The sequence below is a fragment of the Rhizobium sp. CCGE 510 genome, assembly GCF_000292525.1.
In the GTDB taxonomy this organism is placed as follows: Bacteria; Pseudomonadota; Alphaproteobacteria; order Rhizobiales; family Rhizobiaceae; genus Rhizobium.
This window is the reverse complement of record NZ_AEYF01000022.1, coordinates 128,492-151,654: the sequence shown is the minus strand read 5'-3', so window position 1 is coordinate 151,654 and position 23,163 is coordinate 128,492. Positions and strand designations below refer to the sequence as shown.

Sequence of the window (23,163 nt, the reverse complement as noted above, 5' to 3'; positions counted from 1 at the left end):
GCAGGGGATTTTGTTATGCGGCATTGATAGGTCGATAGTTGAGCGATGCATCGGCAACAAGATACTTAGACCCGTCTAGAGTTTCATACGAACTCGTTCCGGTAATTACCGACCCATCCGTGAAGGCCTGAGAGCCATCCGTGGTCGGCATCAAATTGATGAGCTTGATGCCGGCGTCCGTCATTGTCAGGAGTTCACCCTGGTCGGTGAGACCATCCTGATTGGCGTCCCGCCAAACACGAAACTCGTTCCAGCGCTCGTCATCCGCATTCAGCACGTTGTCGTGGTTGGTATCGAAGACAAGGCGAACACCATCGAGGTCCGAGATACTTCCTGCTGCCCCGTCCTGTTCAGCCCAAAGTGAGAAAGCCAGTTCCTTTGTCTGGTCGATGACCCCGTCAGGACCCGCGGTTCCGTCGGCTGCAAGATCAATGGAAAGGAAGCCGTCAGACTGGCCAACCCAAGCAGTCGGATCGCGAACACCGTCTCCATCCCAGTCGAACGTCGGCGACGCCACCATATTTGTCAGATCGATCGGGCGAAGATCGACATGGCCGTCACCATCAAGATCCAGAAGCACGGGACCAATCTTTTTTCCGCTCGCGTTATAGTGATAGGTCACACCGTTTCTGGTGACATCGTAATTGCCGTTGTCGAAGTACTTAGTTTGCTGGATCAGAGTTCCGTCTGCATACTCGTCATTGGCGATCTGCCAATAGTTGTTGTTGGGATTGTAATCGTATTGTCTGTGCGTCAGCGTACCGTCGTCCCAAAATTGCCGCAGCCAAACGAGTGTGGTCCCAGTATATGAATACTGCAGCTTCCACCAGGAATTGGTGTTCGTTACATCGAAAGTGTACGCAAGGCGTGTGTTGTCATCATAGACAACATTATTTGACGCTAGACGACCCCAGGAATCGTAGGTTTCCTCACTATAGGACCAATTCAATCCGCCGAGATCTGTCGTAATCCGAGAAGCAAGCGTACCGGTTGACCGCACCTCGTCGACAACGGTTTGCTTGATGGCGTTGGCGTCTTTCTTGCTCAGCGTAATAGATCCGTCGGCATGGGTGACCGCGGTCTCGATATGATCGATGCTACCATTATTGTCGGTATCTTTCGATAGGGTCGTGACGAGGCCGTCGGCACTGGTTGCGATCGTCCCCTTGGACGGCGTCGTGCCCGTTTCGGTCACCGTCGTGACGACGGAGCCGTTGACCTGGATGGTTGACTGCATGACGGTCTCGTAGACACCATTGCCATCATAGTCATATTTGGCGACCTCGGTGCGACCGTCAGCCGACGTCGTGGTCTCGATCGTGGCGGCGATAGCCTGCTTCCAATAGACGACGCCGGACGTCAGGTTGGAAGTGGCGCGTGCCGTTGCATTGTTGGTGACTACGGAAACCGAGGCACCGGTCGCGTCGATGGTGGCGGTTTCAACCTGATCGACTGTATTGTCGCCGTTGGTATCCGTTGAGGTCGTCGTCAGTTTGCCATCAGCAGAGGTCTGAATCGTCGTTTTTGCGGCCAGCGTCCCGCCGGGGAGTGTCGTGTCCGAGATCACGGACGTGCTGCTGCCGTCGGCGTTGGAGGTTAGATTCGTCACCCGCTGACGGTCGCTCGTGCCATTGCCGTCGAGATCCCAGGTCGTCGTCGTCAGGCGGCCGTCGGCGGATACAACCACGGTCGACTTGTCCCTGACCGTTGTTCCATCGGCCTTGAAGTTGGTGGTGACCGATGTCTGGACGCCGGAATTGGCGGTGGCCGTCTCCTGACGCTGGTCGAATTTGCCATCGCCGTTGCCATCGCGGTTAACGGTGATGGAGAGCTTGTCGGCGCTGGTGAGCGTGACCACCTTGCCGAGAAGGGTTCCGCTGTCCTTCGTCTCGACGGTCTCGCGAACGGCGCCGTCGGCCAGCACCGTAGTCGTGTCGGTGACCGTCTGATTGGTAAAGCCCGTACGCTCCTCGCCGGAGCCGACGATCAGGCCATTGGGATTTGTGGTGACGATGGTCCTGGAGATCAGCGAACCATCAGCCTTCTTGCTTTCCACCGTTTGTGTCTTGGTGCCATCGGCATTTAAGACTGTGACCTCGGTCGAGGTCTGGCTGTAGGAGCCGGCGCCTGCCGGGTCGATCTGGGTGGTGACTGACAATCCGTTGGCGCTGGTGGTGACGAGCGTGCGGCTGGTCAGCGTCGTGCCAGTGAAATTGCTGACCGTCTGGGTCTTCGAGCCATCGGCGTTCAAGACGGTGACATCGGTCCGGCTCTTGCCGAAGGTCGTACCGCCACCGGTGCCTGTGGTGTCCCACTTGGTGATCGTGGTCAGACCATCGCCGGACACATCGGTCAGCGTGATATACTTGGTCACGCCGGCGACTATGTCGTCCGTCCTAGTCGTCTTGCTGCCATTGGCGTTCAGAACCGTGGTGCTGGTCGTCTTCTTGTCGACCGTTCCATTGCCGTCGCTGTCGTATTCGGTGTTTTGTGTTAGTCCGTCGGCAGACGTCGTGACAGTCTTCTTATCCTTCAGCACGGCATTGGCGCCGAAGTCGCTGAATGTCTGGACGGTCGAGCCGTCCGCCTGTTTGGTCGTGACTGTCTTCTTGTCAACGGTGGTATTGCCGTCGACATCGATGGTGACGGTGGATGAGAGACCATGTGCCGCAACCGTCGTAACGGTCTTGCTTTCGAGCGCTCCGCCCGTTTTGAAGTAGGACAGTGTTTCCGTCGTGCCGCCATCGGCATCGAGGGAGGTGACGTCGTTCATCGAGCGAACCACCGTACCGCTGGCATTGAACCAGCTTACAGTCTTGGTCAGGCCGCTGGCGCTGACATTCGCCGTCGTGCGGGAGATCAGCGCATTGCCGATGCCCGTCTTCGATACGGTCTGGGTGCGGCTGCCATCGGCGTTCAGAGCGGTGACATCCGCGGTGATGAGCTCGAAGACGCCGTTGCCGTCGAGATCTGAGCTCGATGTCTTCGTCAGTCCGTCATCCGTGACCGTGACCTGCGACTGGCTTTCGAGAGTGCCAGCCGCATTATATTGCTTGACTTCGTCCTTCTGCATTCCGGCGTTGTCGAGCGTGATCGTTTCCAGGCGATCGACAACCGCATCGCCATCGATCTTCGAACTCACCGTCGTGGTTTTCTTGTCGGCGCTGACGGTGGTGATCGTCTGCGACAGCAGTGTGGCGTTGACGTCTGCTGTCCTGACTGTTTCGGTCTTGATCGTCGATCCGCCCGGATCGAGCGGCGTTGTCTTCCATGACGAGGTCCTGTTAACCGTTCCGTCGCCATCCAAATCATAATCGGTCGACCCATCAAGGCCGTTGAGGTTGGTGGTGACCTTCGTCATTCCGACGAGCGTCGTTCCCCGATAATCCGAGACGGTCTGGAACTGCTTGCCGTCGGAGTCGAAGGTCGTGACATCGGTCGCCATGGTGTCGACGACGCCATCTCCGTTGAGATCCTCGCTCGTCGTGATCGATTTGCCGTTGCCTGATGTGACAATGGATTTGGTGTCGAGCAGCGTGGCATTGCTGCTCGTCAGCGAGATCGTCCGGGTCTTGCTGCCATCGGCATTCAACACCGTCTGGTCGGCCGCGATCCGGTCCGCGAGGCTATCGCGGTTCAAATCGACGGAGGTGGTCGTCGTCAGGCCGTTGCCGCTGACGGTGACCGTGCTGCGGGTCGTGCCGGTGACAGTGTCATTCGGCGTATACGCCGTTTCCGTGGTAGTGACCGAGCCATTCGACGCCGTGACCTTGACCTGGCGAGTGTCGATCTTGCCGTCGCCATCGGCATCCGTCGTGACCGTGGTCGTCCGACGATCGGCGCTGACGTCGGTGATGGTCTGCGCGTTCAGCGTTCCGTTGGCGCTGGTGCTGCTGACCGTTTCCGTGCGCTTGCCGGTGCCGTCGAGCACGATGAGATCGGTCGTCGTCTCCTCGAAGACACCATTGCCATCGGCATCAGTCTTGACCGTCTGAGTCAAGCTGTCGGCCGATGTGTTGGTGATGGTTGTGGCGATCGTCGCGCCGTTGGCATTCTTCGACGTCACGGTCTCGGTGCGGCTGCCGTTGCCCTCAGTGGTGATGACATCGTCCACGACGAGTTCGTTGACATTGTCGCCATTGGCGTCGGTGCTTGTGGTCTTCGACAGGCCATCCGCCGTTGTGGTGGAGACGGCCTTGCCGACCATCGAGGTGTCAAAATTGAGCGCGGTGGCGGTATTGGTCGTCTTCCCGTCGGTGCCGACCAGAATGGTGGTCAGGCTATCGTTCTTGCCATCGCCATTGGTGTCCGCGGTGATGGTGATCGACTTGCCGTCGGCGCTGGTTGTCGTCACCGTCTGCGACAGAAGCGTATTGTTGCCGCTGCGACGCTCGACCGTCTGCGTGTGGTTGCCGCTGGCATCGACCACCGTTACATCGCTATCGGTGAAATCGATGACGCCATCACCATTTACATCACTGGTCACGGTCTTCGACAGTCCGTTAGCAGTCGTGACCGTCGTCGCCGTTGAGCGCAAGGTGGATGAGGCATCCGTATTGTAGGTCGACGTTTGCAACGTCACGTCGCCCGATACAGCCACAGTGGAGATGGTGACAGTACGCGTTTCCGCGTTTCCATTGCCATCGGCGTCGGTCTCTACGGAAATCGTGCGGCCATCGGCGCTGGTCGATGTATAGACAGTGGAGAGGACGTCGTCGTTCGCGCTGTGATTGACCGTCGCTTTGTTGCGCGCACCATCTGCTGCTACCGTCGTAGTCTCGGTGACGATATCATCGTAGACCCTGTTGCCATCAAGATCCAGATTGGTGGTTTTCGTCAGACCATCAGCGGACGAACCCACCAATATCTTTGACAAGAGCGTGCCGTCAACACTCAGCTGCTCGGTCGTCGTCGTGGTCGAGCCATCGGCCGCCGCTTGAACATAGGTCTGCCGCTGATTGATAATGCCGTCGCCGTCCTGGTCGAGCGTCGTCGTCACCGTCAGATAATCGGCGCTGGTGACCGTCGTGGTGCGATCGGCAAGCGATCCGTCCGCTTTGAAATTGGAGACCACCTTCGTCTGCACGCCTGAAGCATCGACGGTCAGCACATTGGTTTGCGAGCGGTCGAACGTGCCGTTGCCGTCGTCGTCGAACTGCGTTTGCACGCTTTTGCCATCGGCGCTGGTGGTGACGATGTTGCGGAAGGCCAGGCTGCCATCCTTATTGTAGGCAAGGATCGTCTTCTCGACCGAGCTGTCGGTCTTCGTCACACTGGTCGTCTTGACGATATAGGCGGTATCGTCGTTTGCCAGCTTGGCGTCGCCGACCGTGCCCGTCGTGCCGTCGGCGCGGGTGAAGGTGGTGGTTCCGGTGATGGCGGAACCGTCCTCGAAAGTCTGGCCACTGCCCTTCGGCGTCAGGTCGATCGAGGTGATGCCGAGGCTGTCAAGCGTCACCAATTGGCCGTCGACCTCGACCCGGAACTTCAACCACTGCCCATCGCCGGCGTCCAACTTGCCGTCACCGTTGGTGTCGAAGATATGCTTCAGCGCCTCGAGATCGCTTGTCGCCGACGAATCCCATTCGGTGAAGGCGAATTCATTCGACTGGCTGATCTTGCCATCGCCATTCGCGTCGATGATCAGGACACCGGTGCCGGTTCCCGCCCAGGCGGTGCGATGCTGGTAGCCGTCGCCGTCGAGATCCAGGAACTTAGAGGACGTCGAAAGAGTCTCGACGCTGAGACCGTCGCCGCTGAGATCTAGGAGAATCGGACTGCGTTGTCCCCAGGAGCCTCCATAGCTTGCTGTGTTTTGATTGTCTTTGAGGGCCGGTCGAGACGATGTGCGCGTCTCAGTCTGTTCGCGCCGCTGATCCTGGATATTGCTACGGTATGAGGAAGGTTTCGAAGGGGAGCGCTCTTGACCCGCATAACTCTGCGGAATGCTTCTTGCCCTTGCAGTCGCATTGCGTTCGTCCCGCTCTGTTGGTGAAAGGCCGCCGCTTGTCTGGGAGGTCCCGGACTGTGTGTGCTTTTCATAATCCCTCAGCCGCGACATGCTGTCGTTCTCGCTCTGACGGAATGACGGCTGCGACCCGCCGCGCTGCTGCTGAATATTGGGCGGCTCCGAAACGTGCGTCACCGGCACCGGCGACGACGGCGGAAGCTTCGGTCCACCATTTATCAGTTCAATCGGATAATCCCTATAGGAAGGAAGAGGGTTGCCAGTTTGTTGAGCATATATGACGGCCGTTGCCGCACCCAGATCATAAGGATTAATCGCAGGAGGTGCGATAGGGCCTACTGTCAGCGAAGGCGGAAGCTTCGACCCACCAGAAATCAGTTCAATCGGATAATCCCTATAGGCAGGAAGAGGATTGCCAGTTTGTTGAGCATATATGACGGCCGTTGCCGTACCGAGATCATAGGGATTAATCGCAGGAGGCGCGATAGGGCCTGTTGTCAGCGAGAGAATAGGATCGGTCCTAGGCGTAACGTATGTTTGAGTTACGCTTACCCATCCGCCCAATCCTACCTCTGCGGAGCCCACAACACCGCTACCACTAACGGAGATCCCGATCCCCAACACCATTGCAAAGCCAAAACCGACGGACGTTCCAGCTAAGCCTTGTGGCGTCCCGTTGTATTGCACATACGACACAAGTGACGTCGCGCCGGGAGTGCCCACACCCAAGACAGTAACATCGTATTCTTTACCTTTATACGATACAATTCCACGGCCGGAGACACGCATATCTACAGATCTATCTGGCGACCAAACAATCCAGCCAGCTGTATATTCAGTCATTATTTATTCCTTTAAATCCGAAAGAAACAACCACATATCAGGTGTGTTATAATTGCAATTCTGACTAGAAGCCATGCGGAGCAATTGTTGGGTACTTTCCTGATACCTCAACCGCTTCGTTGACCTTTGAACGCCGCAATCTGAAACGGACGAAAATAAACCCTTTCCAAAAAGCGATTAAATATCTACGCCAGCGCGTGCATTTCATACCGCACACAATTAAAGCTTTATTAATTTTTACATCGGCGTCAATGCCGCATTGAAAAAACAGCCACTTGTTACTACTTTTGGTTCAAAAGTGCACGCATTCGATGTCCTATGGAAATGGTACAATCAAAATTACCCCGCATTTTTGGGAGGCCGTGATAGGCGAGCACACTAGTTTCAGATCAACCAACGTCGCTGCTTGCAAGAAAGCAAAGAACCTGGGCGCTGAGCTTTCAATTCTCTACCACGCAAGATCAAGCTTGCTGAGATGATCTTCGACCCGTCCTACCGCAAAGCCCTCGCCAATCTGCCTTTGATCAAGTGACTGGAGCACATCGTCCATCTCGCCGCACTCAATCCTTTCCCTCCCATGGAGGAAGGCTGAGAGCGCAATCAGCTCCGCGCTATTTCGGCAAAATACGAACACGCACTAAGCGAAGGCCTGAGAGCAAGTTCCGGCAGAAGCAAGCATCTGAATCAATACGTATCATCCACGCAGCTATACGCCCAGCAGGTCGCCAAGCTTCTCGGTAATCGGCCGCAGGGGGTCAACAAGCCCAAGGTCATAGATCATCGTCGTTTCAAGGTTTCCCTTATGGTCGACATAGTGGGAGATGGCTTCGTGCGAGACGCCCTGCCCCGCGAGCATCAGCGAAATCGCAATCCGTTTTAGGTCATACAGTTGAAAATGTTCCGGCACGCCCGGCAAGGCCTTGAAGCGTGCCAGCCCCTTGCGGAAGTTGTTGCGTGGCAGCACCGGGTCCGTATGCGACGGAAACAGCAGTTCGCTTTCCGGCCAACGGGCACGTTGCGCCCGCACCATATCGGCAACGCGGTGGTGAATCGGTACCGTGCGGTAGGCATACTCGTAGGCCGCGCGCGACAACTTGATGCCCTTGGTGTTGTGCTTATGCCAAACCAGCTTCTCGAAGTCGAAATGCTCGAACTTCGCCACGGCAAGGTCACTCGGCCGCGCCATCGTCAGAAACAGGATGCCCATGAAATTGCACAGCTCCATCATCTGATCGTTGGCGCCGAGGATCCCGGCCTTCACTAGCGCCATATTTCTTTTCGTTGGGCCGGACAGGTTGGTGATCTCTGGTACGATTTCAAAGGCCGGGTAGAAGATTTGAGCCGCGATCTGCCGTATTTGTTCGGTCGAATAGTCGCGGCGTTTCCGCACCACCTTGCGCAGGCGGATCGGCGTACAGGGATTGAGCATATCCACGAGCTGCATGCGGATTGCCCAATTGAACAAGGCCAACAGATGCCGCAGGGCGCTGTTATACATGTAGGGTGAAACGAACTGCTTTTGATACCGCTCGATATCCACCGGCTTGATGGACGAAAGGGGCCGATCGCTGAACATGGTCCCAAAATCGGTATAGCCCTTGCGAGTATTGTGGCCGCGCCGGGTGGCAGACTGCGGAGTTCGCCTGCGCCATTTCGCCACGAACAGCGCAAAAGATTTTCTGTGCCCTTCGGAAAGCTCGCAAATATGGCTTTCCCAATAACGATCTATGGCCTCACGAACTGTCAGGCGATGCGCGCGGCGGGAATCAGCCTGGTCAAAATCGGGGTTCTCCCCTGTCTCAAGTTGCCGTTCACGTTGGCCCACCGCCAGTCGTGCCGATGCCACGTTGCAGACGATAGTGGAGCCGATTGCCTTGCGATAGCGCTTTCCATTAAAAAGGTAAGAGTGGACGAACGACTTGTTTCCCAAGGCGGTGACCCGCAATCCTAACCCAGCAACCGAACCGTTTCGGATATGACCGTCCTCTCCTCGTGGGTAATCCCAATAGATTTCCTGGTCTTTTTCTTCGGGGCACTTCGCATTAAAAACAAAAGTATCAGTCAAATATAACTTCGGCATTCCATGTAACTTTCATGTAAACAATTTATACCAAAGTTTACATGATGAGTGAAGTAATGATCATCAGTAATATCGAAAAAATGATGGTTTCATATATATTTATTCTATTTCTATAAACTCGAAATATCGCCATTTTGCGGCTCTTAATCAATTGGTCGTGGGTTCGAATCCCTCTCGGCCCACCAAATATTTCAATGATTTACTTCATATTTTCAAGAAGAAGTCATTTCATGTAAATCTGATGTAACACGGAGCTGCCCACTTTTCCGACGAAGGGTTGTGCGTTTGAATCGCGTCGGGTACGCCAATTTTTCAGAAGCTATGCAAGATCGTTTTGACCCAATTCGCCTTGTGTCTCTGCTTGATCGAACTGATGACACTTCTCCTCGCACGACTCAATTGCGATCTCCTGAAGCCAAAAGGTCGTCCACCTGCTTGAAGAATGCGGCGAGTTCGCCCTTGTTGCCGGTGTTACTCGACCGCCATTCGTACATCGGCCGGACCATTGCAACGTTGTGGGCATCCCGCGACAATGTCTCCAGCTCCCGGTCCATCACACTACGATCGCGCAGATAGTACTCGCCCCAGCGGGTAAAGGTGAGGATCCACATGGAGATGACCAAGGCATCGTCCCACTGCGTCCATTCGGAGGTGCTGGCAAGCGGCTGTTGCACGATGCGTCGCTGCCGCTTCAGGATCGCCGTGAGCGACTTTACGGTGGCCGATTGACGCTCAGGCGTGCTGTAAGCGAAGAGGAACGCGGCAATGTTGGTCATTTTCCCCTCGCGCGCCCGTTCAAACAACCTTGTCTGGCGTTCCTGTTCCGGCCCCAGCAGAGTGGCCAATTCCGTCCCCCAAATCTCGCAGGCATCATCGGTATTGGCACGGTCATTCTGCAATAGAGGCATGACCACATCCCGAAATAGCCACGGCTCGGTCCAGCTCAGTTCGTGCATATGCCCGCGCATCGAGTCGACCATGTGCCTCAGGTCGGCCGCTAGAATCGGTGTCGGCAGTACCCCGTGCAGCATCGCTACCAGATCATTGTAGATCTCCGCCCTTTCCTTTTTCTGTGCCGCGCGAGCAATCATCCAGCCTAAGGTCCGCACTTGGTCTGCGTAGGAAAATGCGGCGATCAACTCCAGTGCCGCAATGCGCCCTTCCTTCGTTTCCAGCGCTCGCTCGACCGCGTTCAGCCCCATCCAGTGCAGCAGGCCATTACTGCTATGAATGAGGCAATCCCGCTGCACTTGGCTAATGTCGAACTCTAGCGATTGCGAAATCTCGCTGACGATCTGGCTTAATAACGATAGCCGGATCGCGTCGGAAGCCTGAGGCTCGACCGGCACGCTGAGCATCTCGGTTTCAGCGATCGATAGCAGGTCATTTGGGGCAAACCACCAGAGATACCTGATGGCGAAGAACTCCGCCCAGGTCAGACCTGTGTATTTCGTTGAATGGAATAAATGATCGGGGCGGTAAGGGCTATGTAACAGGGTCTCTATGGGATACCTAAAAAGGCGGGTATCGATCACAGCCAATTCCCTGTCCACCTCGTCATGTGCGCGATTGAACGATGCTTCGACGAAGCGCGCTAAGAAGTCCAAAAAGCGGACATCATTCTTAAGCTGGCTGAGATCTTGATCACCCGAGCGTGAATGGGCAAGCACATCACCGAGCACGTCCCAACACGCTGTAAAGTCTGCGAAATCGTCCGTTTGCTGATCGATGCAGTTGCGTAAGCCGGTCGTCTCGGTCAGCGCAAGCCTGCCATCTTTGAGCAGATCCAACGCCGCCATCCGCTCCTTCAATGCCAGCCCGCTCAAGCCTCGCAACGATGGCTCTCCTGTCCACATTCCAAGTACATCGCCAGCGCTGGTCTTTTCGAAGAAACGTAAAGGCTCATAGAGTCGCGGCGCAGCGGGAGACGCGGTCGCTTCGAAAAGGAGCCGCATCGACGGATTTTCCATCTCACCTTCGGATTGCGCGGCCTCAGCCTCCCGCACCAGCCCCGACTTATATTGCCCTACCTTGAGCAAGGTATCCGCGGGTATTGGAGTAATGAGCAGCGGATGGTTTTCAGCAGCTGTCTGAAGCGAGTTTGACAGGTGAAAGCCATCGACCGGCAAACCGTCCGGCGCCATAACAAGAATATAGCGATCGTGGAGCCGACCTTCCTTCAATCCGTAGATGCGCAGCTTGAGGTGTTGCATCGCGCGGCGATTGACCTCGCAACTTGCAAGCAGGTTATCGAGTCCACTGGGAGGGGGAGGATTGGCGGGTTCGCACGGCGTGACTTCGCTTGTTTTAGACGGCTTAGGTAGAGATCGGAAGATGATATAATCCGCCTTCGGTGCGGCACACAGCAACAACAAACCTAGCCCCGCACTTTCGAAATAAGGATCGAAAATGACTATCTGGTGCTGATCGTGTTTTGCGAGCAACGTCTTAAACCATTCCACGAATTGAAGCCGCCCCTCACCGTCGCCCTGACTCCAGCGCAGAAAGAACTGTCCCTTCGATTTCGGCGGGTGCAGACGCGCAAAAAGGGATGCGAGGTTACGATTGGCCGGAACCCAAGGATCCGCCTCGCGGCCGCCGATGAGGTTGGTGAAGCCACGATCACCGCGATTGATCGTCAGGGCCGCCTTTGTCCGCGCTGAGTTGGACGGCCGGGTAGTCTTTTCCAGCCAACCGAACTTCACTGGGCTGGCCCCGTGACCCACCATATGCCCCTGAAGATGGATCTCACGAATATAACCAACCCGCCACCGGCAGCATAGCGTCCCTTGGCGGGAATGGCCGCTATCGAAGCCGAAGATCTCTAGTTCAGTGCTGTCGATCCTCGGACGCAAGTGCTCGCTCAGTTCAAATTTGCACCGGAACGCTCCTTCAGCATCGGGTTCTGCAGCGGCGATCCACGAATCGGTAATTTGGTCACCGTTTGCGATGCTGAGGCGGAACTCAAAGCCACTAAAGTGCGGTACCTGCATGGGATCAAACCGGACGTCCAAGGCGAGCGGGTTATCACTCCATCTCATGTCCAGTAACGGCCGCTCCCGGTCATCGAGCGCAGGAAAGACCATCAGCTCAAGGTCGCCGAACCGGGAAATGTCAGCGCCACCAAAATCAAGACCCGTATCCGCGTTGAGTTGCTTGACCACAAACTCGATCAAGGCAGCGTCATATTCCCCATTGATGCGGAACAGCGCCCCCTTGTCTATGCGGGCGATCGAAGCGCTAAAGGAACCGGCTCCGCCATGCGGACTGGAGGGTGAGCGTCGGTCATAGGCATCCCGGTTGAGTAAATAGTCGACCGGGCGGTAGACCAGCTCATCGGAGGCAAGTGCGGTCGCTCCGAACCGTGCTTTTAACGTGCCTGAGAGGCCCAGCTTAAGTTCTTCGCTGATTGCCGAGATGGTTTTCCCGGCGCTCAGCAGCCGGAGGAGTTCAGCGCAGTGGAGGCTATTGATATAGAGATTAAGCCGAACGACCTGGGCTTCGATTTGCTCAATGGGACTGAAGTCATCGTCGTCGGTGCCCGACCAGCTATTGCTGGCGTAATTATAGGGAAGTAGGCGACTATAGATGATGCGGTTCTCTATCGACTGCCCGGCTCTTATCTGCAAAACCCACAGCTGCAATGCGCACTGGCGAGGATCGGTTGAAAATAGCCGGGCTAGCCGGCGGTCATTGAGCAGGTCGTCGAGTATCGGAGCCGCCATTCTTATCATTACCCTATTCTGATCTTGCCGACGTTCGAATGCACTGCCCTTCGGAAATATGTCTATGTCTGCTGGCACCGAGCGATCCGTCTCGCACCGCCCCGAATCTATACTAGCAATATACCGTTGGTCCCGCTGACTGCCCATTCAAACACCAACAACGCTCAATAACGCGGACATTGTTGAATCCTACAATTGACCACCGACTGTCTCTTTTGCGAGTAGAAGGCTGGCCGGAATGCAGGTCTGGCGCGATAGCCACCAGCAGGGGAGATAAGATGTCGCAGAGCCAGTCATTCACCTTCTATACCTACAGCCTCGTCAGCGAAGGTGACAAAGATCGCTGGGCCTATACGGGTATTCCCGGCATCTTCTTTGGTGACGGAGAAAGTGCGCGCCGGCAGGTTCTTGAACTGCGACGCGATGTCGAAAGCGAGCCGGACTGCAAATGGTCTCCGATGCGATTGGAGAGGATCGAAACCTTTCCAGTTTCCAAAGAGAACATCCTGACGCTACTGAATAGCGAGATGGGTTCGTTCGTGAAAAGTTACGAGATTATCGACGTCATCGACTGATAACCGCGTTCGGCGGCAGGGAAAGCTGCAAGGGGCGCCCTGCCTTGCTTCAACGGCTACCGCCAACATGGGACGAGCGCACTCACCCATATCCCTCCCCGAGCGCTACAGGCACCGCAATCCCCGAAAAGTGAATTACGGCTGCCATTGGCACCCTGCAAGACGGTGTTGTCTGGCATTTATGATCCTACCAAAAAGCGCAGATTTCCGCTATTCTATCCAAGATGCGGTGTATTTGTCGGTCCTTTACTCCAATTGGACGCATCGGACCGCTTTGGGCAAGAAGGCCGCTCTTACCCTGACGAGATGGTGTCATGTTTCCGCTCGAGCTGCTCTCCTTTTCAGACAACGAGATCGATCTCATCACGACGGCGGTCGGTCGATGGGCACATCGAAATCATGTCGACGTTGAAAGCGAACTCGGAAAGGCGGCAATGAAGTACGCCATCGCGCTCGTCGGTTCCGGGGCCGCCTCAAGTGATGTCATCACGACTCGGCTTAATGAGCTGCTCCCGCCGCCGTTTTCTGCGAACGGCGAAGGCCCGAGGAGTGACCGGCCTCAACTTTAACGACTTGTTCTCAGCTTTGGCATATGCAATCTGCGGCTGAACGCCATTGTAGCTGATCGGGGAACATCAGGTTGAAAAAGGAATTAGTTGGCGTGCCCGGTTGGATCTGGATCTGGGGAGCGTTCGATCTCGCTTGCGTTGCCATCCCACTCATAACACAAATGGACTGGAAAGCCCTGGTCATCGGCTATCAGACGCTCATTATCGCTGTCCTGGCCGTCGTTGCCGCACTTGGCACGCTCTTACAACTGCTCGCCAATGGTCACGAATATGACAATCGACGCCAAGCTGAACCGGTGAGCGCACGGTCGCTCGCGGAAGCAAAAAACCTCCATGAGGCATGGTCGGATAGCTAGTGCCACGGTGCCGAGATCGGTTGTATTATTTCCCTTTCCCCTCCTCGGTCACAAAGCTTATCGCATCCACCCACGGCTGAAGCACTTCACTCGGAATAGCATAGGTTATGGGAAGGGAAACGTTTTCCACGGATAACCCGCTTGTCACCATACCAATGACTCGTCCCGTATCTGCGGTACAGACCACGCCTCCACTGATGCCACCGAGCGCCACAGAACTGATCTGAAAGAGACGGGTTTCCTCCGGCCGCGTTGCCGGCAAAATCGCGCTGATAATACCGTCATAGAAAGTCGGCTGTACAATGCCTCGATTTGTAGCCGCCGTCAAAAAGAGTTCGCGCCCCAGAGGATAGCCGCCAATCAGGACCCGATCGCCAATCCCTACCTGGGTGGAATCGCCCCATCTTACGGCTGGCACTTGATATTTATGGCTGTCGGTACTTCGTACCGGGCATATAAGCACCCCGACGTCCACCGATGGGTTCCCCATCCCATGCCTATGGTCTATAAAATTGATATAGCCGGTTACCGGATAGTATGTCTTTGCCGGCGAGCCATTAAAGACTGTGTCAGCTTGGATATAAGCGTGACCGTTCTTCACTTCCAAAGCTTGGCAAACGTGCCAGCAAGTCAGGAGCTTTCCAGAGCCGCACTGAAAGGCCGTCCCCTGGATGTCCATGATCCAGTCTTCAAAGCCGGCATCATGGCTACTAATAGTTTCGCCTGACTGATGTTTATGAACACCGAAGTGATTGCCGACAGGAAGGATGGATTTGGCAAGGCGAGAAATTGGGGTTTCCCGACCGAAGGAGGTCCAAGGGATTTTCGAAAAAATCGCTGCCAGTTTGTCCATATATTCAATTCCGACTGCGCCTACGCTAACCAGCCGTCGAGCAACCTTTGCTTGCCGAATGGTGCAGATTTCCGGTGACAACGGCATATCAAGATGCAATCATTCCACGAAGTTGGGGACATTGCCACGTGAAAAGACTGCTTGCCTGCCTGATGGTTGCCGCGGGAATGTGCGGCACGGCTGATGCTGCCGCAACTCCGAGATTCAAAGACTATCCTGCCACGATTTATAGCGACTTACAGGCCCCTCTGCGGTTTGATACTCCGCGTGCCCGGCAGTACCGTTCGCGACTAGAAGCAGCGACCAACGACGATATCAACTTTGGTGGCCGTTATGTGTTTACGCAATGGGGCACCAGCAGCGGATGTAACACAGGCGCGCTCATTGATATCAAAACTGGAACAGTGCATTTCGTGCCGTTCGCAGCTTGCAACTGGCAGGGATTTGAGCGGCCGTTTGAGGTTCGACCCAACAGCCGCCTGATGGTCGTCGCCGGCCAGATCAATGGGGATGGCGCCCGAGGAGCCCATTTCTTCGAATTCGACGGCAAGGAATTCAAATCTCTCTACGAGAATGTCAGCCCACTGGCCACGATCGAACCCGCCGCTGGTTCCGCCGACGAGGCTAACGCTATCGATATCTGCAAAGGGGCTGTTTACTCAGTCGACCTCACCCGCACCTATTGGGGTTCCACGGTTCCCGTTTTACCGGCGTCCGGCACGGCAAAGAACCCAAACTATGAGTGGAAAAGCCTCCCGTCCAATAAAGACGTAAAGGTTATGTGCACATATGATGAACGGGGACGGAAATATCAGGAATTCGACATTTCGACCGACATCGAGCGCTGCACTTTTGCGGATAGGAAATTCCGCTGTTTCGCGAAAGAAGGCGCGGCTGGAGAAACCACACTTCCGGATGAGAGCAGCATTCAGGCTCTTTCAGATGCCGTTTTGTTCGCTGTACATCGACCGGTTTTCAATAAGGGTTGGGAGTCACAATCACAGTCATTTGGGCACACCCAGGCCACCAACATTGCGAGAGCATTTTACGCGACGTCTATCAGAAAAGCTTTTGAAAGGGACGGTAGCAAATATATCCTGATGTATAATGTCGATGCCGACATGTTTGCCATGATACGTACGGCTTTACAGGGCGATGTCTTTGCCGGATTCGTATCTGGCCAGCAGATATCAGAGGAGCTTTATAAGCATACCGAATCTCCGCAATATCTTGCAAATATTCTGGCGATCAGGCCGGGAGTGGTGAAGCACTTCTTTGACCACTATGAGGATATAAAAGCGCCCGACGACCTATTCCGGCTTTATCGGCTTGACGTAAATCGCTCCCTACCAGTCAACAGAAACATGGTCTCCTACATAAAGGTGCTCAGCGCCGAGAAAATATGTCGGGATGCCTTCCAGAAGATGCTGGATACTGCCCAGTTTCGCTTTGAAGACGGCAAGACCGCAAAGGACATTGGTAAGTTCTACCTGTCCATCTGGTTTGCCCAACTTGAAGACGAGAACGGCACAGTCAAGGTGGATGGAACCGCCGCGTTTCGCGATTTGGCCACCAATCGCTACGGCGGTTACCTGATTTTTGATCCCAAAGACACGTCCTGCAAGCCTACCAAGCTTATCACCAATTCTTTCTAGTCTTTTTTGATGGGAGCCTTTGTTGCAAAAGGGATGGCATATCGGCGCGTCGCTTGCGGCGTTTCTTATTATCGACACCGAATGCCGGGCTGAGGAAAACTCGCCCTCCGGTGTCATGCTGGACGGCATCGATCTCGGAGCATCGACTTTGGAATATGGAGGGGTTGAGTCGCCGTTTGTGAAGGGTGCTGGCAAGACCGCCGGGACCGCGGGCATGCTGCTGGACATCCGCAGTGCGAATCAGAATCTTGGCAAGAAATGGCAGACCGGGGCAAGCGCTACCGTGAACGATTTTGCGCCATATGCCGCGCCGCTATTGCTGTTGAATCCTGCTGGCGAAGCAGTTCTTCTAGCCTATGGTGCATATAAGATATCAAGCTATGCCATTGCGGCTTATGATCGCCAGCAGACCCCAAACGATTATTCGGCAGATCCCAACCAAGAATGGCAAAAGGGGATACAAGCTGAAGCTGACGCCGCCAGAAAAGCCAGTCAGGCTGCCGAAGCGGCCGCGCTTGAGAGATTAAAAAGAGGCCCGACATCTATAGAAATCAACAGCATCGACCCAAATAATTTCCATACAGATACATTTTCCGTTGAACGTCCGCCCATCACGAAAGGCAGCGACAAATGGAAAACGCTGTCTATGACCTCCTCCGACAGTCAAGAAGCCGTGGAGGCAGATGATCTGAACATATGCGAGTCGTTCCCGGGCCTCGATGGCGAAGATTGGGGCGAGGCCTTCGGCAAGGACGTCTTCGGCGGCAATGGAAATGAAAAGAGCTGCGAGATCACATCCCGCGATGATGTTGAACCCAGCCATAAGCGGTATGCTGCGACGTGTACCACTCTGATAGTTCCGTGTGGGGCAATTTACTGCTACCCGGATGGGCAGGTCCCTAAGGACCTGACTCCGCAACGCGTTATCAGCTGGGAAACGCTAGACCTGACCAGGACCGATGAAACCCATATTACAGAGCTTTATGAAACAAGGAGTTCGGCCGGTGGAACGAAGCTCCGCTTTGAATACGAACAATGCTCCGAATAGGAATTTATCATGCGCATAGCTGTATTGCCGCTACTGACAGCGCTTGTTGCGTCAGTCTTTGGGTTTGCCGTTCCCGCCCAGGCAACGAAGATGAACGGGATGCAATTCTTCGTGCTAAACGGGACTTGTGACAAGCTGGTCGTCGGCAATCTTGACTGGACAGCTTCTTGCGATGGGAAGCTGATGAGCACAAGCTACTCGAACCGGCGCGTGGGGTTCCATTTCATCACCAAGGACGCCAAGGGCGCCAGTTTCTCAGGCATGGACGGAGCCAATCCGTCCAAAGATGCGGACGTGACGAACATAGATGAGGTTATTTTGGATACGGTCGGCGCGGGGAAAAATCCGAAGCCGTTTGAAGCTACCGGGAAGTGCCTCTACAGCAATCCCTATACGGGCGATCCGACAACTGTGTCCTGCAGCGGAAAAATGAAGGATGGAAGGACGTTCTCGGCTATTTTCACCACGGATGGCTCACCGCCGCAATAAGCGTCCGACTTGGGTGGGAGGGGAGCGCGAGGGGAAGCGGCCACGGGGCTCCCCTCGCCCTAGCGCGGCCGGGTCGACCCCGGCCGGGACAGGCATCCGACACCTACCGCCCAGCAAAAAGCCCGGACACTGGGGTCCGGGCTGCATCGTCACTATCGGTCAGCGTCCTATGCTGAGGCTTCGGGCAAGGCTCCTTGCCCTGCCGTCCGCAACGGCAGCGGAAGCCATCCCTTACCCGCAAGCTGCTTCTCGGCTTCGGCCACCGCCTCGAGCTTCGGGGCCCTCTCGATGGCCCGCACCACCTGCGCCGCGCATCCGGCCTCTTCCAGCACCTCGGCAATCCCCGCCTTGCTCAGACGGTTGAGGAACGTCGCATCCGCCGTCCAGTGGCACCGCATGTCGAGGCCGACGGCCACGGCGACCTGCTCGGCATTCTCCAGCCGACTGCGGCTCTGGTCATGCTTGCCCTTCACACCATTGAGATTGGCGGCGGTGACGAACGCCAACAGCTCCAGCAGCTTGTCGGTGGGCTGGTCAAGCAGCCATGTCCAGAGGTCCGCAGCCGCGCCGGGAAGAGTGTCACCCCAAGCCTCCTTCATCGCCTGCCATGCCGCAAGCGGGCGGGCTTCCCCCGGCTCCTTGATAGACGAGGCAAGTTCACGGCGCTGGCCGCTCACTTCCACCGCCGCATCATAGCTCGTGTAGCCGCTGTGGAAAATGCGGCCCACCAGCGGATAGAGCAACGCGACCAGCGCCACCGCAGGACGGTTAGCCAGTTCGACCCGCATGGCGGCGGTGCGGATGGCGGTCAGTTCCTCCACCAGTGCGGCGGAATAGCCCGCTTCCGGCTCCGGCGTGGTTGAGACGGCCACCCCACCAGCACCCTCGTCGTCTTCCCCTGCATCCCCACGCCGCAACTGCTCCAGCGCCTCGCGTTCTTCGGCCTTCACATAGCCTCTGCCCACCTGTACCGCGCCGAACTGGTCGACATAGACCATGCACCCGGCCAGCGCCTGTTCCCGTGGGTCGTAGGTCTTGGTGCCGCTCTGGATGGCAGCCATCCGACGCTCGATCTCGGCCAGCCGCATCTCATCGGCCTCGATGGCGGGATCGCCTTCGGCATGCCCCTCCAACTGCGCCTGCACCTCGTCAAAACTCTCGCCCAGCGCGGCAAGCTCGGCCTGTTCATCCTCGGTCAGGTCGCGGGCCTGCGGATAGATGCGCCCGAACACGCCGCCATAGGCCACCGAGGCGTCAAGCGAGGTTTCGACCCAGCCCCACCCATCGATTTTGAGGGGTTCCGCCGCCTGCTCCAAGACCTCCATAGCCAGCCGCGTTAGCAACGGCTGGTCGGTCAGGAAGGTGCCGCTGTCCTCGTTGAACAGGTCGCGCACGATGCCGCCGCCCGCCACCTCGTAGACGTCCAACCCCACCAACCGGGCCAGCCGGTCGGTGCTGCGCACATGCTCGCGGGTCAGCATCGCCCGCAGGCTGCGCGGGTCGCGGTTATATGAGACCGTCTCGAACCACACCCGCTCCTGTTCCTCGTGGCTGTCGCTGATGGCAACCGCCCGCGCCTGCTCGAGGCTCATGGTATCCCCGCGCAACTCGTCCAGCACCTTCGGGGACAGGCTTGCCAGCTTCAACCGCTGGCGCACGGTGATGACCGACTGGCCGAACCGCGCCGCGATGCTCTCCGGGGCCTTGCCGTTCTCGGCAAGGTCACGGTAGGCAAGGATTTCATCGACGGGATGCATGGCTTCGCGCTGGACGTTCTCCGCCAGCGAGAGTTCTGTCACGTCCTCCCCGTTGCGCAGGGTGCAGGGAATGGGCGCATCGTCCGCCAGCCTTCCCTCCTTGGCCAGCAACCGCAGCGCCCCGAGGCGGCGCGAACCCGCAATCACCTCGTATTTACCCTTCTTGCCCTTGCGCACGGTGAGTTTGTGGATGAGGCCATGGGCCTCGATGCTATCGGCCAGCTCCGACAGGCCCGCCGTGGCATTCACCCGCCGCACGTTGCCCGCGCTCGGCACCAGCCGGTTGAGCGCAATGCTCTCGTCTTCGTGCAGGATAGTGATGATGGGATGGGCCACGGCAATATCCGTGGCGATGGTCATGGTGTTCATAGGCTGTTCCTTCGATTGGATTGTCTTCGTGGAACACGGGGCAGAACCGCGTTCTGCTCCCCGGGGCCGCGCGAGCGGTGGGGCTGGAAGGGGACAACAGTCTTCGCGGGGAACCGGCTGCACGGAACAGAGCGCAGCGGCGTGGAGGAAGCTGGGCGGAAGACCTGTTGGGGGAGGAGAAGGGGCAACGCCCCTCGGCTCCCCGCATCAAACAATGCCGCGGGAACCGCGACTATGGACGGCTCGCTTCGAGTCGTGAGCACTCCCCTCACCTTCCCCGCCACTCCGCATGCAACGGCCGCAGACCGGCCGACAACAGAACCCGCCTGCAAGGCGGGTTACAAAGGGACAATGAAGAGTATCGGAGAAATCAGCATAGCGGCGCCGTGAGGCGGATTTCGGGAATTCTCGTCACGCTAAGGGCGGAACAAGGGCAGCCGCAGGAGCCTCAGCATAGCGGTCGCCAGAGAGGCGGGACGACTGCCCCCCGCCCGTGCGTTCCAATTGCGTGGTAACGAAGCATGCAACATGCCCAATAATCCTGCGCCGCAGCAGGCTATTTTTCACAGGCTGCGTCCAATTTTGCCAGGGTCGCGGAATCCATTAACGTTGTATCCCCTACGATCGCTGAGCCGCCATTCGCGGCCTCGACCAGCTCTTGCAGTTTGCTATCCGGCTTGCCGGGAAAGCGCTTCTTATTGCGCGCGAGAACATCCGCAAAATCCGTGGTGAGATAACGTTTGTCGCTATCGTCAAGGGGTAACGCTTGTATGTCGATCTTACTGAGAACGGTATTCAGGCGCCGGAGTGCGTCTTGCTGGCGCGTCTGTTGCGGCACATAGCCATAGCAGTTCGTCGTGAACATGTAGCGGATGAGATCGGACACCGTGACCGGCGGATCGATGGTGAAGATAGGCACCAATTTCTTACCGCAGAGGCCATTGCAGGCGAAGTTATCTTCCAGATTCACTACTTTCCGAAAGTTCTCGGTTCCACCGTAAACGTTGCGAAGGTCAAGTTCGTAGAGTCTGAAGAACTGCTCAGCAGCGACCATGGACGGATTTCGGGTTTTGATCGTCTTCCACCAGGGACCAATTCTTCGTTCAAAGTCCCTTATCTCCGCGATGTAGGAATTTTCGATATAGGCTTGGCCACATCGACTTTGCAACGAAGCCTCTATAGCCGGTTTGATGGCGGCAAATCGGTTCCATTTTGTGGGATCCTGCTTGAGGACGAACGTCGAGTAGTGCGCATTCTCCTGCAGGAATTTGTAATCCGCCTTCGACAGGACGGGCGAAACGTTTTCCAATCGAGAGCAGGCGATGATCTTATTCAAGGTCGCGAGACTTGGTCCCGGTCGCGTTGCAAGATCGAATTGCGACATGCCGAAGCTGAAGCCATTTGTATGACTCTGCATGTTCGCATCGGTGAATTGGAGGGAGCCGCACCCATCGGACAACTCATTGACCATGAGGACATCGTGAAAGGTTTTCTGCAGATCGTTGTCGAGACGAGTGCGGGCGTGGGCAGCCATTTGCGTCTCAAGCGCACAATTCTGCGGGTTTATCTTAAATGAAGGTGTCTGCGCATAAGCAGAAAAAACATAAAAGAAGAAAATGAACGGCACAAAACAGATGCGCATTCCCAGCCCCCAAAAGCGTGTTCGATAATTCTACATTTACACAGCAGCCAGCAAACGCCAGCACGCGTCGCACCCCGATACTGTTTATTTGGAAAGGTCGACTGAGAGACGGCCTTACCAAGACTTTCGAAACTGAACAAAAAGTTGAATAAAATGTCAACACCCCTCAATTGCAGCTTGCAAATCAGTAAAAATCTGATTTTCTCTAGAGAAATTTGCGGAGATAGGGGGTGTGGAATGTTCTTCCAGGTTTTTCTCGAATATTAGCCATCGATTGATCGATTTCTCGCCGCCATGATTCATCGCCATGCGCTGCACCTTGCAGAGAAACAACGCGTGATTTCTCCATCAAATGTTTCTTTCGTGATCAGATGCGCGGATTTTCTTCGTTCCATTAAACGTATCACTTTCTCTGGTATAGAAAATATGAATTCAATATCCCGGCTGCAAATTTCAATAGCTATTCCAATATTACTTGCTGGATGCGTCAACGGAACCAAGCTTTATTCTGATGAAACGCTCACCTGGAAAGCTACTCTGTTGAAAAAACCCGTCGATGAGGTAACCGCCAACGATAAATGGCTCGACGATGATGCTCCTTATGCAAATAGAATTGCCTTTGCGAGAAATCTGGCTGACCGGTATATGGCTCAAGCAGGAAAGGTTTCCAATACGAAAGACGCGGCAGCTGTGGGTCTTATAGGAACAGCGGCGGTCGCTGCCGGCGGGTTATTTTATGATGCTGGTTTGGGACTTGTGAAAGGAACTGGATTGGCAGCCGGCACAATCACAACGACAATGAATTACGCAAAGCCGGATGACGCCGAGGCAGCTCTTCTTAACGCAGCGGAAGCATTAATATGCGTGGCCAGCGTTGCCCAAGGAGGTAAGCAGGCGTTTACAGTTAGCGCAGCAACGGAACCTAAAGGTAGCGAAGTAAAGGTAGCGTCTACAGGCGGCGAAGCAGAGGCTGCGGGCATACTTGACGACACGATCTTGAGGATTCGACTGAATCTGCGAGGTAAACTAACGCGAAAGATTTCCGATTACAGATCCCTGCTTGACGACTTCAAGGCCTACTACAAGCCGGATGCTCGCGGCGTCGTCTCCGATCTAGATGGCCTAAGATCTCGCACGGCTGAATGCATAATCCGGGCCGGAGCCTAAGCCGGGCCGTTGAGAGGACTCATCAAGCCAACGACTTTGCTCGATCGCCACTTCAATTTTCGGAGTT

13 protein-coding genes are annotated in these 23,163 nt (G+C 55.9%); 7 read left to right on the top strand and 6 right to left on the bottom strand.

Annotation, left to right across the window (positions count from 1 at the left end; genetic code table 11):
- Window positions 1-13: 13 nt before the first annotated feature.
- From RCCGE510_RS12480 to RCCGE510_RS12465, 3 genes are all read right to left on the bottom strand, one after another.
- Window positions 14-6,145: a hypothetical protein gene (locus tag RCCGE510_RS12480; protein ID WP_240539650.1), complete on the bottom strand. Its 6,132-nt coding sequence runs from the start codon at window positions 6,143-6,145 to the stop codon at window positions 14-16.
- Between the two features lie 1,372 nt (window positions 6,146-7,517).
- Window positions 7,518-8,876, bottom strand: a complete 1,359-nt coding sequence (locus tag RCCGE510_RS12470; protein ID WP_157179905.1) for an integrase family protein — start codon at window positions 8,874-8,876, stop codon at window positions 7,518-7,520.
- A 410-nt stretch (window positions 8,877-9,286) separates the two neighbouring features.
- Entirely contained in the window at window positions 9,287-12,616 is a 3,330-nt protein-coding gene (locus RCCGE510_RS12465) for a VPA1262 family protein (RefSeq protein WP_202804840.1), read from the bottom strand.
- Window positions 12,617-12,894: 278 nt separating this feature from the next.
- Between RCCGE510_RS12465 and RCCGE510_RS12460 the strand changes: the two genes are divergently transcribed.
- From RCCGE510_RS12460 to RCCGE510_RS12450, 3 genes are all read left to right on the top strand, one after another.
- The gene (locus tag RCCGE510_RS12460; protein WP_007630389.1) at window positions 12,895-13,191 is read left to right on the top strand and encodes a hypothetical protein; all 297 of its coding nucleotides are present in this window, start codon (window positions 12,895-12,897) and stop codon (window positions 13,189-13,191) included.
- Between the two features lie 314 nt (window positions 13,192-13,505).
- On the top strand, window positions 13,506-13,760 hold the full coding sequence (locus tag RCCGE510_RS12455; RefSeq protein ID WP_007630388.1) for a hypothetical protein: 255 nt from the start codon (window positions 13,506-13,508) through the stop codon (window positions 13,758-13,760).
- 71 nt (window positions 13,761-13,831) lie between these two features.
- Window positions 13,832-14,116 carry a hypothetical protein gene (locus RCCGE510_RS12450; protein ID WP_007630387.1) on the top strand — a complete coding sequence of 95 codons (285 nt, stop codon included), beginning with the start codon at window positions 13,832-13,834 and terminating at the stop codon, window positions 14,114-14,116.
- Between the two features lie 25 nt (window positions 14,117-14,141).
- Here the strand turns inward: RCCGE510_RS12450 and RCCGE510_RS12445 are convergent, their stop codons facing one another.
- Complete coding sequence (locus RCCGE510_RS12445; protein WP_037078461.1) at window positions 14,142-14,969, bottom strand: serine protease; 828 nt, start codon at window positions 14,967-14,969, stop codon at window positions 14,142-14,144.
- Between the two features lie 128 nt (window positions 14,970-15,097).
- Between RCCGE510_RS12445 and RCCGE510_RS12440 the strand changes: the two genes are divergently transcribed.
- Genes RCCGE510_RS12440 through RCCGE510_RS12430 form a run of 3 tightly spaced genes read left to right on the top strand, consistent with a single transcriptional unit; the run spans window position 15,098 to window position 18,161 of the window.
- Window positions 15,098-16,624, top strand: coding sequence for a hypothetical protein (locus tag RCCGE510_RS12440; protein ID WP_157179904.1), 1,527 nt, complete (start codon window positions 15,098-15,100; stop codon window positions 16,622-16,624).
- 22 nt (window positions 16,625-16,646) lie between these two features.
- Complete coding sequence (locus RCCGE510_RS12435; RefSeq protein ID WP_157179903.1) at window positions 16,647-17,672, top strand: hypothetical protein; 1,026 nt, start codon at window positions 16,647-16,649, stop codon at window positions 17,670-17,672.
- A 9-nt stretch (window positions 17,673-17,681) separates the two neighbouring features.
- On the top strand, window positions 17,682-18,161 hold the full coding sequence (locus tag RCCGE510_RS12430) for a hypothetical protein (protein ID WP_007630383.1): 480 nt from the start codon (window positions 17,682-17,684) through the stop codon (window positions 18,159-18,161).
- A gap of 167 nt (window positions 18,162-18,328) precedes the next feature.
- Here RCCGE510_RS12430 and RCCGE510_RS12425 read toward each other — a convergent pair whose 3' ends face one another.
- Both RCCGE510_RS12425 and RCCGE510_RS12420 read right to left on the bottom strand, forming a co-directional pair.
- On the bottom strand, window positions 18,329-20,287 hold the full coding sequence (locus RCCGE510_RS12425; protein WP_007630377.1) for a ParB/RepB/Spo0J family partition protein: 1,959 nt from the start codon (window positions 20,285-20,287) through the stop codon (window positions 18,329-18,331).
- A 556-nt stretch (window positions 20,288-20,843) separates the two neighbouring features.
- Complete coding sequence (locus RCCGE510_RS12420; protein ID WP_007630376.1) at window positions 20,844-21,929, bottom strand: hypothetical protein; 1,086 nt, start codon at window positions 21,927-21,929, stop codon at window positions 20,844-20,846.
- Between the two features lie 294 nt (window positions 21,930-22,223).
- Between RCCGE510_RS12420 and RCCGE510_RS12415 the strand changes: the two genes are divergently transcribed.
- Window positions 22,224-23,096, top strand: coding sequence for a hypothetical protein (locus RCCGE510_RS12415; protein WP_157179902.1), 873 nt, complete (start codon window positions 22,224-22,226; stop codon window positions 23,094-23,096).
- The last annotated feature ends 67 nt before the right edge of the window (window positions 23,097-23,163 follow it).